Below are 12719 nucleotides of genomic sequence, written 5' to 3' on the forward strand. Positions count from 1 at the left end.
ACTCGCCCCGCTCGAACGCCTCGCGGGCCTTGGCCAGCAACGCGTCCGCGCCACCCGCCAACTCGACGTAGCGCCGGCCCGCCTCCGCCGGCGGCAGCTTGTGCAGGTTCGCCGGATTGCCGTCGAACCAGCCCAGGTAGCGCTGGTAGACCGCCTTCGCATTGTGGCTGAGCGTCCCGTAGTAGCCCCGCGTGTGCCACTCGGCCGCCAGGCTGGGCGGCAGCGCCAGGTCCTCGGCGATCTCGCTAGGCGTCAGCCCGTGGTTGGCCATCCGCAGCACCTGGTCGTGGATATATTTGTAGAGGTCGCGCTGCTGGCGCAGGAACCGCGCCGCCTCGCCCGAACCCCAGCGCGGCCAGTGGTGGCTGGCGAACAGCACTTGCGTCTCGCCGGCGAACATCTCCACCGCCTCGTTGATGTAGTGGCTCCAGGCCCGTGCGTCGCGCACCTGGGCCCCGCGCGGCGTGTAGATGTTGTGCAGGTGGCAGGTGCAGTTCTCCGCCATGCACAGCGCCCCGAAGCCGGGGAAGAAGAAGTTCATCTCCGCCGGCGCCTCGGTGTCGGGCGTCACCTGGAAGACGATCTCCACCCCGTCGATGGTCAGCCGCTCGCCGGTCTCGCGGATGCTGACGGTCGGCGGGACCAGGCTCACCTGCCCCATCGACACCGCCTTGCCGAGCCCGGAATCCACGTGGCCCTTCGGGTCCTTCGGCAGGGTCGCGCCATACATGTAGGTCGCGCGGCGGCCCATGGCGTTGCCGGCCATGACGTTTTCGCTGACCGCGGCCTTGAGGAACCCCTCCGGCGCCACGATCTGCATCCCACCGGCGATATCGTCGTCGCTCAGCACGCCGCGAACGCCGCCGTAGTGGTCGACGTGGCTGTGGGTGTAGATCACCCCCGTCACCGGCTTGTCCCCGCGGTGTTCGCGCATCAGCTTCAGGGCCGCCGCCGCCGGCTGGGCCGAGGTCAGCGGATCGATGACCAGATAGCCGCGCTCGCCCTCGATGAAGGTGATGTTGGAGATGTCGAAGCCGCGCACCTGATAGACGCCGCGGCCCACCTCGAAGAGCCCGTGCAGGGCATTGAGCTTCGCCTGCCGCCAGAGGCTCGGATTGACCGTGTCTGGCCGCTCCCCGTCCAGGAAGGCGTAGGGCGCCATGGTCCAGGCGCCGGGGATCTCCGCGTTGGGGATCGTGCCGATGAAGCCGCGCTCGGCATTTGCGAAGTCCGCGCCGTCGTCCGCCGGCAGGCTCGCCGCCAGGGCTGCGTGCGCCGCGATCGTGGCCGCCGTCGCGTCCTTGCGCTGGTCCATCTCAAGTGGCCCTCCCCGGCCAGCCTTAGCATGCAAAGCCGGTTGCAAAAGCGCCTAGGCGAACCGTCCCGCCCTCCCTAAGGTCGGCGCAAATTTTCGCCCTCGCCGAGCCCGCGCCCCATGAAATTCATCCCCGTCCTCGCCGCCCTGCTCCTCGCGTCCGGCGCCCCGGCCTGGGCCGCGCCGAACCATTCCACGCCTGCGACAGCCGCCAAGGCCAAGGCCGTCCCGCCGCACGTCTCGCTGCCGACCGATGTCGTCCCGGACCGCTTCGAGATCACCATCACGCCGAACGCCGAGAAGCTGACCTTCACCGGTCAGGAGCGCATCGCGCTGACCGTGAAATCGGCCACCGACCGCATCGTGCTGAACGCCGCCGACATCGTCTTCCAGAAGGCTGCCCTGTCCGGCGAGACGGCGGCGCCCGGGATCACCCTCGACAAGGACCGGCAGACCGCGACCTTCGCCTTCGGCCACCCGCTGAAACCCGGCCGCTACACCCTCAGCCTCGATTACACCGGCGTGATCTATGAGCAGGCCTCGGGCCTCTTCGCCCTCGACTACGCCGGCGACGGCGGCAAGAAGCAGCGCGCCCTCTTCACCCAGTTCGAGAACTCCGACGCTCGCCGCTTCATCCCCTCCTGGGACGAGCCCGGCGTGAAGGCGGTCTATGCGCTGACCGTGGAGGCGCCGGCCGGGCAGATGCCGGTGTCGAACATGCCCGTGGCGGAAACCAGGACCAGCTCCGGAGGCCTCCAGGCGACCCGCTTCGCCGACACCCCGAAGATGAGCTCCTACCTGCTGTTCTTCGCGCTCGGCGACTTCGAGCGCATCCACAAGCAGGTAGGCAAGACCGACGTCGGCGTCGTCGTGCGCAAGGGCAAGGCCGACCAGGCCCAGTTCGCTCTCGACGCCGCCGCCGAGATCCTGCCCTGGTACAACGACTACTTCGGCACGCCCTACCCGCTGCCGAAGCTCGATTTCATCGCCGGCCCCGGCCAGAGCCAGTTCTTCGCCGCCATGGAGAACTGGGGCGCCATCTACTACTTCGACTACGCGCTCCTGATCGATCCGAAGCTCTCCACCGAGCAGGACAAGCAGAACGTCTACGTCGATATCGCCCACGAGATGGCCCACCAGTGGTTCGGCGACCTGGTGACCATGGCCTGGTGGGACGACCTGTGGCTCAACGAGGGCTTCGCCTCCTGGATGGAGAACAAGACCACCGACCACTTCCATCCGGAGTGGAAGATCTGGCTGCAGACCAAGGCCGGCGAACAGGCCGCCATGCGCACCGATTCGCGCACCGGCGCCCATCCGGTGATCACGCCGATCCACGACGTCTTCGCCGCCGCCAACGCCTTCGACGGCATCACCTACCAGAAGGGCCACGCCGTCATTCACATGCTGGAGGACTATGTCGGCCCCGACGTGTTCCGCGCGGGCGTCCGCAACTACATCGCCCGCCACGCCTACGGGAACACGGTCACCGACGACCTCTGGACCGAGATCGACAAGGTCTCGCCCAAGAAGATCACCGGCATCGCCCACGACTTCACCCTGCAGGCCGGCGTGCCGCTGATCTCTATCGAGGGCGGCAAGGACGGAGTGCAACTGACCCAGAGCCGCTTCGGAGCCGACGAGGCCTCCAAGGCGCCGCGCAGTTGGCGCACGCCGGTGACGGTCGGCGGCCTGGGCCAGCCCTGGCGCACGATGGTCAGCGCCGGCGCCTCGGCGATCAAGGCCGCCCCGGCCTCGGCCACGCCGCTGGTGAACCTGGGCCAGACCGGCTATTTCCGCAGCCGCTATTCGTCGGAGCTGGAGACCCGCGTCGTCGCGGCCTTCCCGAAGCTCGCGCCCGAGGACCAGCTCGGGCTGGTCTATGACAGCCGCGCGCTGGGCGAGACCGGCTATGCGCCCATGGGCGATTTCCTGGCCATCGCCAGACAGGCCGACAGCGCCAGGGACACCACCGTCCTGCGCGCCACGGCCCAGCAGCTCGCCGCCCTGGACGACACCTATGACGGCCAGCGGGGTCAGGCCGCCTACCGCGCCTTCGCCCGTGCACGCCTGGCGCCGATGCTGGCCCGCGTCGGATGGGACGCCAGGCCCGGCGAACCGGACAACGACGCCCTGTTGCGCCGCTCGGTGCTGGTGAACCTGTCGCAGATGGACGATCCCGCCGTCGTCGCCGAGGCCAACCGCCGCTTCACCGCCTGGCTGGCCAACCCCGACAGCCTGAAGGGCATCGGCCGCCAGACCGTCCTGCAGATCGTCGCCCGTCATGCGACCGCCGCCCAGTGGGACCAGTTGCACGACCTGGCGCAGAAGGCGACGTCGCCCACCGACAAGGGCCGCTTCTATGGCTACCTCGGCCAGGCCCACGACCCGGCGCTCGCTGACAAGGCCCTGGCGCTGTCCCTGACCAAGGAGCCGCCGGCCACCGACGCGCCGGGGATCATCTCCGCCGTCGCCGGCGCCTATCCGGAAAAGGCCTTCGATTTCGCCCTGTCCAACCGGGCCGCGGTCGAGGCCCTGCTGGAGCCCACCAGCCGCACGACCTTCTTCACAGGCCTGGCCTCCGGCGCCCGCACCGCCGCCACCCTGCCGAAGCTCACGGCCTTCGCTGAGACGACCCCTGCCTCGTCGCGCAATGAGATCGCCAAGGCCAAGGCGGTGATCCAGTACCGGCTGGACGTGGTCGCAAGGCGCCTGCCCGACGTGGACCGCTGGCTGGCGGCCCATCCGGGCTGATCAGGAGGCTGCTTCGGCCGTCGCCGGGTAGATCTTCGGTCGCAGCGGCTTGATCCGCAGCGACAGGCCGGGCGAAACGCCGCTCGGGACGCCGGGCCCGCGCGCTTCCAGTTCGAAGAGCCGGCCCTCGATCAGGCATTCGATCCGCGCATCCGGGCCGCGCTGGACGACCGACTTCACCTCTGCGGCCAGGCCCGCGCCGTCGAGCGGCGCGAACATCACCTCGTCGGGGCGGAAGAACATCTCGACGCGGCCCTGCGGCGCGTCGGCCGGCGCCTTGGTCTCCCAGTCGGCCACGGTCAGCCGCCCGCTCGCGACCACGCCCGGCAGGCGGCAGGCCGCGCCCAGGAAATCGTAGACGAAGGGATCGGCGGGCTTCTCATAGACCTCGTTGGGCGTTCCGAGCTGGATCAGCCGGCCGTCCTTCAGGATCGCCACCCGGTCGGCCAGGTCCAGCGCCTCCTCCTGGTCGTGGGTGACGAAGACGGTGGTAACGCCGGCCCTGTCGTGCAGGTCGCGCAGCCAGCGGCGAAGCTCGCGCCGCACCTGGGCGTCCAGGGCCCCGAAGGGCTCGTCGAGCAGCAGCATCTTGGGCTCGATCGCCAGCGCCCGGGCCAGCGCCACCCGCTGCCGCTGGCCGCCGGAAAGCTGCGCCGGAAAGCGCCCGCCCAGACCTTCGAGCTGCACCAGCGACAGGAGGTCGGCCACCCGCTCGGCGGTCTCCGACTTCGACGGCCGCTCGCGGCGCGGCCGCACCGTCAGGCCGAAGGCGATGTTCTGGGCCACGGTCATGTGGCGGAACAGCGCGTAGTGCTGGAAGACCATGCCCACCTGCCGGCGGCGCACGGGGATCGACAGGAAGTCCTCGCCGTCGAAGCGCACCTCGCCGGCGTCCGGCCGCTCCAGCCCGGCCAGCACCCGCAGCAGCGTCGTCTTGCCCGAGCCCGAGGGGCCCAGCAGGGCGAGGAACTCCTTGTCCTTGGCCTGCAGGGACACGTCGTTCAGGGCCGGGAAGCGGCCAAAGGACTTCGAAACGCCGCTGATCTCCAGCGACCGCGTGGATTTGGCGTGTCGTCGGGCGTCAGTGTCGGCGGTTGGCAGCGAGTTCTCCGGCATGTCGCCATTCGAGTCCGGTCTTGAGGACCAGGGTGATGAGCCCGAGGGAGGCCAGGAGCGAGGCCGCCGCGAAGGCGCCGACGAAGTCATAGTCATTGTAGAGCACCTCGACGTGAAGCGGGAGCGTGGTGGTGAGGCCGCGAATGTGGCCGGAGACGACGGAGACGGCGCCGAACTCGCCCATCGCCCGCGCATTGCACAACAGAACGCCATAGAGCAGCGCCCAGCGGATGTTCGGCAGGGTGATCCGCCAGAAGGTGGTGAAGCCCCCGGCGCCCAGGGTGAGCGCCGCGGCCTCCTCGTCGGAGCCCTGGTCCTGCATCAGCGGGATCAGCTCGCGGGCGACGAAGGGGAAGGTCACCAGGATCGTCGCCAGCACCAGGCCGGTGGTGGCGAAGATGATCTTGATGTCGTGGTCGATCAGCCAGGTCCCGAACCAGCCCTGGGCGCCGAACAGCAGCACCCAGACGAGGCCCGAGACCACCGGCGACATGGAGAACGGCAGGTCGATCAGGGTCAGCAGCGCGCCCTTTCCCCGGAACTCGAACTTGGCGATGCACCAGGCCGCGGCGATCCCGAAGGCCGCGTTCAGCGGCACGGCGATGGCCGCCACCAGCAGGGTCAGCTTCATGGCCGAGACCGCGTCTGGGTCGCGGATCGCGTCCAGGTACTTGCCGATCCCCTTGGCGAAGGCGTCGTGGAACACCACCAGCAGCGGCAGCAGCACGAGGGCCGCCATGACGATGGCGGAGGCCAGCACCAGCAGGACCGCCAGGCCCGGCAGGCGAACGCTGGAGATGGGGCGCGCGCCCACAACTGGGTTCGGGACGGTCATGCCTTGCCCCTGCGCGCCAGAAGGAGCTGCAGCCAGTTGATCGCGGCCAGCGAGCCGAACGAGATCACCACCATCGCCAGGCCCACGGCCGCCGCCCCGGCGTAGTCGTACTGCTCCAGCTTGATGACGATCAGCAGGGGCGCGATTTCCGTCTTGCCGGGCAGGTTACCCGCGATGAACACCACCGAGCCGTACTCCCCGACCGCCCGGGCGAAGGCCAGGCTGATCCCCGAGATCAGGGCCGGCGCCAGGGCCGGCAGGATCACCCGCACTGCCCGCTGCAGTGCGTTGGCGCCCAGCGTTGTCGCCGCCTCCTCCACCTCCCGGTCCAGCTCCTGCAGCACCGGCTGCAGGGAACGCACCACGAAGGGCAGGCCGATGAAGACCAGGGCGATGAAGATGCCCAGCGGCGAATAGGCGGTCTTGAGCCCCAGCTTCGCGGCCAGCGAGCCCAGCGGCCCGTTCGGCGCATAGATGGCGGTCAGCGCAATGCCGGCCACCGCGGTCGGAAGCGCGAACGGCAGGTCGACCAGGGCGTCCAGGATGCGCCGGCCAGGAAACTCGTAGCGCGTGAGCGTCCAGGCCAGCAGCATGCCCAGCGGCGCGTTCAGCAGGGCCGCCAGCGCCGAAAGCCCGAAGCTGAGGCGCAGGGCCGCCGCCACCCGCGGCGCGGTCAGCGCGCGCCAGACGCCGTCCAGCCCCAGCTCCCAGGGCCGGATCGCCAGCGCCACCAGCGGCAGGACGACGATCGCGCCCAGGTAGGCGAGCGTGATCCCCAGCGACAGGCCGAACCCGGGCAGGATGGAATGGACCACCCAGGGCCGTCGCGCGTGGATCGGCGCGGCAGGGATCGCGGGCGCCGTCACGTGGGCTTGTAGATCTGGTCGAACAGACCGCCGTCGGCGAAGTGGACGGCGCTCGCCTTCTTCCAGCCCCCGAAGGCCTGGTCGACGGTGACCATGGAGACCTGCTTGAAGCCGGCGGCGTATTTGGCGGCCGCCTTGGCCTCGCGCGGCCGGAAGTGATGCTTGCCGATGATGTCCTGGGCGAGCGGGCTGTAGAGGAAATTCAGGTAGCCGGTGGCGGCCGCGCGGGTGTTGTGGCGGTCGACGTTCTTGTCCAGCAAGGCCACCGGCGGTTCGGCCAGGATCGAGCTCGACGGATAGACGATGTCGAAGTTCGGCCCGAACTCGTCGATCGTCAGGAAGGCCTCGTTCTCCCAGGACAGCAGCACGTCGCCGATGTTGCGCTGGGCGAAGGTGGTCGTGGCGTCCCGCGCGCCGGCGCCCAGCACCGGCACGTTCTTGAACAGCCTGGCGATGTAGTCCTTGGCCGGCCCCGGCCCGCCCAGCTTCAGCCCGTAGGCATAGGCCGCCAGATAGGCCCAGCGCGCCCCGCCCGAGGTCTTCGGGTTCGGAGTGATCACGCCCACGCCCGGCTTCACCAGGTCGGCCCAGTCGCGCACGCCCTTCGGATTGCCCTTGCGCACCAGGAACACGATCGTCGACGTGTAGGGCGTCGAATTGTTCGGCAGGCGCGACTGCCAGTTAGGCGGCAGGAGTTTCGCCCGCTCGGCGATCTCATCGATGTCGCCCGCCAGCGCCAGGGTCACCACGTCGGCCTGCAGGCCGTCGATCACCGCGCGGGCCTGTTTGCCGGAGCCGCCATGGCTCTGCTTGATGTCCAGCGCCTGGCCGGTCTTGCTCTTCCAGTAGGAGGCGAAGGCGGCGTTGATGTCCTTGTAGAGCTCGCGCGTCGGATCGTAGCTGACGTTCAGCAGGGTGACGGTCTTGGCCTCCGCCAACGCCCGCCCCGTCAGAAGCGGCAGGGCCGCCGCGGCAGCCATCACGGATCTGCGGGAGAGGTGCGGCGTCGTCATGGTCTCAAGTCCTCAGACGTTGGGGGCTCAGGGACGCTTGTCGGAACGCTGGCGGCCGCGGTTTCACCTCGCCTACCAACCCACGAAGTGAACCCGCGTTTCATAGCGCTCCGCGCAAACCGCGGTTTGCGCACTTCACAATGCCGTGGCGCAGGCGCGCGCATGCTCCGTCCCTCGCTCCAGCCAGGGCAAGCTAGGCTGCTTATTCCTACTTAACGAGTGGGTTTAAGCTGGCGAGGACCGCAGAAAATCTGAAAGCCACCGGACGAGGCCGCTCCGGGAGGAGCGCGCCCTACTCCGCCGCCATCAGCACGCGCCCGCCGGTGAAGGCGGTCTTCTCCGCCAGCGCCGCCTTGGCCTCCTCGTATTCCGCCGCGAGACGGGCCACCAGCTCGGCGGCCGAGGGCGCTCCCTTGACCGAGCCTATGCCCTGGCCGCAGCCCCAGATGTCGCGCCAGGCCTTGGCCTTGGAGTTGCCGCCGGAGCCGAAATTCATCGCCGAGGCGTCGGAGACCGGCAGGTTGGCCGGATCCAGCCCCGCCGCCACGATCGACGGCGTCAGGTAGTTGCCGTGCACCCCGGTGAAGAGGTTCGTATAGGTGATGTCCTCGCCGGAGGACGCCACGATCATCGCCTTGTAGGCCGGGTCGGCGTTGGCCTCCTGCGTGGCGATGAAGGCGGAGCCCACATAGGCCAGGTCCGCGCCCATCGCCTGGGCGCCCAGGATCGAGCGGCCGTGGGCGATGGCGCCGGAGAGCGCGATCGGCCCGTCGAACCATTCGCGCAGGCCCTGGATCAGCGCGAAGGGCGACAACTGCCCCGCGTGGCCGCCCGCGCCGGCCGCCACCGGGATCAGGCCGTCGGCGCCCTTCTCGATAGCTTTTCTAGCGAAGCGGTCGTTGATCACGTCGTGCAGCACCGTGCCGCCGTAGGAGTGCACGGCCTGGTTCACCGGCTCCTGGGCGCCCAGCGAGGTGATGACGATCGGGACCTTCCACCTGGTGGTCGCCTCGACATCGTGCTGCAGGCGGTCGTTGGACTTGTGCACGATGTGGTTCACCGCGAACGGCGCGGCGGGCGTCTCCGGATGGTCGCGGTCCCACACCGCCAGCTCCTCGGTGATCCGGTGCAGCCACTCGTCCAGCATCGAGGCGGGACGCGCGTTGAGCGCCGGGAAGGCCCCCACGATGCCGGCCTTGCACTGGGCGATCACCAGGTCGGGGTTGGAGATGATGAACAGCGGGCTGCCGATCACCGGAAGCCGAAGGCGGTCGCGCAGCACAGGAGGCAGGGCCATGGAGGTCTCTCGTCAGCTCAGGTTTGATTTACAATGTACATCATTGGAAATGGGCGAGGCAACGGCTAGGCGCCCTTCGCCTGTACGGCGGCCTCCAGCCCAGGCAGGCGGGCGTAGAGGGCGCGGTTCAGGGCGTCGCGTCGCGCCCAGAGATCACGGTACCAGGCCTTCCGTACGGGAACCTGCTGGGCGAACATCCGCTCGGCCCGAACGTAGTCCCAGGCCGCGCGCGCCATGCCCTCGCGCCAGGCGGGATCGGCCAGCGCGCGGGCGAGGAGCCCGGGCCAATCGTCCAGCTCCCGCGCGATCAAGCCGTTGACGCCGTCCACGATGGTCGCCGCATAGACGGGCGGCGAGGCGATGGTCAGGGCGCCGACGCTGGCGGCGTCGAGGAACTTGGCGTCGCTCTTGGTCTCGATCAACGGCCGGTCCTCCAGCGGCGAAAGCGAAATGGCGCATCGCCGCATCAAGGCCAGATAGCCTTCGTACGGCAGGTAATCGTGGAACTCCTTGTGGCCCGTGGGCAAGGCCTCAAAGAAGGCCCGGTCGCCGACCACCGTGAATTCCGTGCGCGGGTGCGCGGCGATCGCGGGACCGAGCGAGCGCGCCACCTCCGCCACGAACGGGCCGCGCAGGGCCCCGCCGAAGAACACGCGCGGACGATCCCGGCCCCGCGGAAACGGCTGCAGATCGAACACCGCATTCGGGAACACGGCGACCTGCGGGTTGTAGGCCTGAAAGAAGGTCTTCAGCGCCGGGGTCGAAACCTGGATCGCATGCTGATAGGCGAACCGCCCCCAATCCGGCGGCGCCCCCGGATCGCCGGTCAACTCGGCGATCAGCCTCGGATGGTCGTCGAACTCCAGCACCACCACCCATCCCGAAGCGACGGCCTCGGCCATGGCCGCGCGCCAGGACTGCGGCTCCGCAAGCGCGGGGCGTTGCAGGATCAGGATCTTCGGCTCTTCCCGGTCCGCCGTGGGCAGGTTGAAGGGCGCCCTGGCAAGCTCCACCCGCAGGTCCGTCTCGCTGGCCAGGGCCTGGGCCGGCAACCGGGTGCGGATGTCCATCAGCTTCGGGGCGAAGACCACCATCTCCAGCCGAAGCGGAACCGCCGGCGCGCCGCCCGGCTTTTGCGCCCGCATCACGCCGCCGGGTCCGGGCGTCCAGGCCTCGAGGCCCACGGGCGGCGGCCCCGCCGTGTCGCCCGCGATCAGCCAGCCGCCCTCCGCCAGCACGGCCGCCTCGTCCCCAGCCGGCGCCCGGACGGCGACGACGTCGAAGAGCTCCCCGGCGACCTTCGCCGCCTCCGCCGCCTTCGCCGCACCGCGAACGCGCGCGTCCGGATGCCGTGCGGCCAGGGCCGCCGCAAAGGTCGCGCCACCCGGACCCAGGAAAAGCACCCGGGCCGCCGTCAGGGGGATCGCGGCCGCCAGCCGCCCCTCGGCCTGCCTCTCCTCGCTCAAGGTCTTGTTGAGGGCGGCGTGGACGACGTCGCGCAGGAAGCGGGCGGCGAAGACATGGATATTGTGCCCCGCATCCGGCGCCACATGCAGGGTCACGCCCGGCTGCGCCCTCAGCCAGGCGCGCTCGGGCTCGTCGACAAAGCTCGGGTAGCGTTCCGTGATCCGCCTGGGCTCCAAGGGCTGGTCGCCGACCACCACCTCGACCGGCGCGGGCAGATCGCGGAAAAGATCGAAATAGGTCAGGTCGCTCAGGCCGGCGTCGGTCACGCCGAAGATGTTCTCGATCAGGGCCCGATCCTGCGGGTGATCGCGCCGGCGCTCGCGCACCGCGTCGATCATCGGCCAGAGCTTGCGCATCACCAGGGGCGGCTCCAGCGCCAGGACCCGGCGCACCCGGGCGCTGCGCACGCCCAGGGCGACCAGAGCGCCGATCGAGACCCCCAGGAGCACGACGCTCCGGCCTGCGAAGCTTCGATCGACCGTCTCGCTGACCGCGCGCGCCCAGGCCGCAATCGAGGTCTGGGCCAGGTCCGGCGCGCCGTTGCCCGGCAGGCGCATGACGCAGGCGTCCCAGGCCGGACCGACCACGCCCTGCAGCGCGATCATGTCGTCGGGTCCGGCCCAGGCGCCGGTGATCGCCAGAATGACCGGCTTCGACGAGGCGAACGCACCCGGATGGCTCCAGATGGGGATCGGCCCCAGGGCCGTCTGCGTCGTCGTCGGCTCCATCGATGTATCGGTCATCCGTGCTGGCCGCCGTCAGAGGCTTTCCGACTAGCGCCTTGCCGGCCGGGCGCAAGGCCCCGCCGGTTCCGACGCCGCGGGGTCAGGCCGCCACCGAAGGGAAGATGGGAAAGCGCCCCATGACGACGACGACGTCGCAGCCGAAGTCCTGTGGGCGCATGGAGGCGTCCACGACCTCGCCGACCTGGCAGTAGGCGCGCCGCGCGTCGTCAGGGCTGACGGCGTCGGCGCGGATGAACCTCACGCCGTCGATCGGAGTCATAAGCTCCATGATGTGCTCGGGGATATTCTCGCCCACGACGATCTGGGTGGCCCCGAGCTGGCTGCACTCCAGGAACGCGGTCTCGATGGCCGCGAGCCGGGCCACGTCGTCGTGGTCCACGTCGATCAGCGGCCGGAATTGATAGGCGTGCAGCCGCCGCAGCAGTTCGTAGGTGTTCGCCCATCGCCTGGAGTGGGCCTGCAGCCTCGCCGCCACGGCCATGCGCTCGCAGACGAAAAGCAGGATGGCGTTGCCGACCTGGGATGCGTCCGGCAAGTCGCCGGGATTGAACTGCTGGGCATAGGAGGCCATCACCTCCAGCCCGCCCCGATAGATGTCCCAGGATTCCATCGCCTCGTGATTGCCGACGTGGCCGCCTTCGGAAATGGCCGTCGCGGCGATGTGCGGCTCCGGGCTGAACAGGACGTCGCCCGCGCCGAGCGCGTGGGCCAGCATGTCGAAGAAGCCGTAGGTGAACCGCGGCATGGGCCCGGCGATCGCCTGCAGCGCGGCCCGGCGGATCAGCCAGCACTCGGGAAAGACGTGGTTCTGGATCACGAAAGCCAGGCAGTTGCCGTACTGCCCGCTGGTGAAGCGCATCTCGCCCTCGAAATCGTAGAACTTGCCGACGATCGCGCCGCCCTTGGTCTCGTCCGTCAGAAGCCAGGGCGACTGGATCATCACCAGCGCCGGGTCGTCGATCATCCTGCGGACGTAGGCGATAAGCTGATCGGGGATCGCCATGTCGTCGTCGGCGATGCTGACGACCACCTCGCCACGCGCCTGGTGCAGGGTCGTCAGGATGTTCGGATAGGGGCCGAGGTTGCGCGGCCGGCGGCTGACCCGCATTCGCGAATGCTGCGCGGCGTACCGCGCCAGGATTTGCGGCGTCTCGTCGGTGGAGCAGTTGTCCGAGACCACCAGCTCGTAGTCGAGCCCCGACGCGTCCAGGAGGCCCAGGTGATGCGTCAGATAGCGGTCAAGGTAGCGGGCGCGGTTGTAGGTCGCCAGGCAAAGGCTCAGCACTGGCGCGTCCGGCATCTGCTCGGCC

9 protein-coding genes are annotated in these 12719 nt (G+C 69.5%); 1 reads left to right on the forward strand and 8 read right to left on the reverse strand.

Going from position 1 to position 12719, the window contains the following annotated elements:
• Window positions 1-1315: alkyl/aryl-sulfatase (locus VNW53_RS12745; RefSeq protein WP_325556050.1), on the reverse strand; the 1315-nt coding region annotated here is incomplete at its 3' end.
• Between the two features lie 120 nt (window positions 1316-1435).
• Between VNW53_RS12745 and VNW53_RS12750 the strand changes: the two genes are divergently transcribed.
• Entirely contained in the window at window positions 1436-4069 is a 2634-nt protein-coding gene (locus VNW53_RS12750) for a M1 family metallopeptidase (RefSeq protein WP_325556051.1), read from the forward strand.
• Here VNW53_RS12750 and VNW53_RS12755 read toward each other — a convergent pair whose 3' ends face one another.
• The 7 genes from VNW53_RS12755 to VNW53_RS12785 all read right to left on the reverse strand — a co-directional run bounded on the left by VNW53_RS12755 (window position 4070) and on the right by VNW53_RS12785 (window position 12709).
• Window positions 4070-5185, reverse strand: coding sequence for a sulfate/molybdate ABC transporter ATP-binding protein (locus VNW53_RS12755; RefSeq protein ID WP_325556052.1), 1116 nt, complete (start codon window positions 5183-5185; stop codon window positions 4070-4072).
• Window positions 5151-6020 carry a sulfate ABC transporter permease subunit CysW gene (gene cysW, locus VNW53_RS12760; RefSeq protein ID WP_325556053.1) on the reverse strand — a complete coding sequence of 290 codons (870 nt, stop codon included), beginning with the start codon at window positions 6018-6020 and terminating at the stop codon, window positions 5151-5153. The genes VNW53_RS12755 and cysW overlap by 35 nt, the downstream gene beginning before the upstream one ends.
• Entirely contained in the window at window positions 6017-6886 is an 870-nt protein-coding gene (cysT, locus tag VNW53_RS12765; RefSeq protein WP_414693281.1) for a sulfate ABC transporter permease subunit CysT, read from the reverse strand. The genes cysW and cysT overlap by 4 nt, the downstream gene beginning before the upstream one ends.
• A complete protein-coding gene (locus VNW53_RS12770; protein WP_325556054.1) occupies window positions 6883-7899 on the reverse strand; it encodes a sulfate ABC transporter substrate-binding protein in 1017 nt (338 codons plus the stop codon). Before VNW53_RS12770 ends, cysT begins: the two co-directional genes overlap by 4 nt.
• Window positions 7900-8191: 292 nt before the next feature.
• Window positions 8192-9196 (reverse strand): nitronate monooxygenase family protein, encoded by a 1005-nt coding sequence (locus tag VNW53_RS12775; protein ID WP_325556055.1) that lies wholly within the window; start codon window positions 9194-9196, stop codon window positions 8192-8194.
• A gap of 65 nt (window positions 9197-9261) precedes the next feature.
• Window positions 9262-11406 (reverse strand): alpha/beta fold hydrolase, encoded by a 2145-nt coding sequence (locus VNW53_RS12780; protein WP_325556056.1) that lies wholly within the window; start codon window positions 11404-11406, stop codon window positions 9262-9264.
• Between the two features lie 82 nt (window positions 11407-11488).
• The gene (locus VNW53_RS12785) at window positions 11489-12709 is read right to left on the reverse strand and encodes a glycosyltransferase family 2 protein (protein ID WP_325556057.1); all 1221 of its coding nucleotides are present in this window, start codon (window positions 12707-12709) and stop codon (window positions 11489-11491) included.
• Window positions 12710-12719 lie beyond the last annotated feature (10 nt).

The sequence above is a fragment of the Phenylobacterium sp. genome (assembly GCF_035569475.1).
GTDB lineage: Bacteria > Pseudomonadota > Alphaproteobacteria > Caulobacterales > Caulobacteraceae > Phenylobacterium.

Excerpts from the sequence above, each read along its gene's own strand:
- VNW53_RS12780 (WP_325556056.1), bottom strand. The coding sequence starts at position 11,406 with ATGACCGATACATCGATGGAGCCGACGACGACGCAGACGGCCCTGGGG.
- VNW53_RS12750 (WP_325556051.1), top strand. The coding sequence starts at position 1,436 with ATGAAATTCATCCCCGTCCTCGCCGCCCTGCTCCTCGCGTCCGGCGCC.
- VNW53_RS12785 (WP_325556057.1), bottom strand. The coding sequence starts at position 12,709 with ATGCCGGACGCGCCAGTGCTGAGCCTTTGCCTGGCGACCTACAACCGC.
- VNW53_RS12775 (WP_325556055.1), bottom strand. The coding sequence starts at position 9,196 with ATGGCCCTGCCTCCTGTGCTGCGCGACCGCCTTCGGCTTCCGGTGATC.
- cysW (WP_325556053.1), bottom strand. The coding sequence starts at position 6,020 with ATGACCGTCCCGAACCCAGTTGTGGGCGCGCGCCCCATCTCCAGCGTT.
- VNW53_RS12755 (WP_325556052.1), bottom strand. The coding sequence starts at position 5,185 with ATGCCGGAGAACTCGCTGCCAACCGCCGACACTGACGCCCGACGACAC.
- VNW53_RS12770 (WP_325556054.1), bottom strand. The coding sequence starts at position 7,899 with ATGACGACGCCGCACCTCTCCCGCAGATCCGTGATGGCTGCCGCGGCG.